Consider the following 217-nt stretch of genomic DNA (forward strand, 5'->3'; position numbering starts at 1 on the left):
GGGCGTGGTTCTGGGTTACCGTGCTGCTGGGGCTCTCGCTCGCGCGCGCCGCGGTCCAATATGGCGCGGGGCTCCTGGCGCTGTCGATTGGCCAGCGGCTGCTCACCATCCTGCGCGAGCGGATCCTGATGCAGGTCCAGCGGCTCGACCTCGCCTATCACTGGCGACACGGCGTCGGCGAGATGGTGACGCGCATGACGCGGGATGCCGACAAGGT

At 69.1% G+C, this 217-nt stretch carries 1 protein-coding gene (cut by a window edge); it reads left to right on the forward strand.

All coding sequences use genetic code 11. The annotated features are described in order from the left end of the window. The first annotated feature begins 20 nt into the window (after positions 1-20). Positions 21-217, forward strand: the 5' end (the start) of a protein-coding gene (locus tag BGN95_RS18465; protein ID WP_502688317.1) for an ABC transporter ATP-binding protein. Its footprint extends 1,357 nt past the window's final position; only the first 197 of its 1,554 coding nucleotides appear in the window; its start codon is at positions 21-23; the stop codon falls past the right edge of the window.

Origin of the sequence: Sphingomonas sp. 66-10 (assembly GCF_001897045.1) — a bacterium.
Taxonomy (GTDB): domain Bacteria; phylum Pseudomonadota; class Alphaproteobacteria; order Sphingomonadales; family Sphingomonadaceae; genus Sphingomonas; species Sphingomonas lycopersici.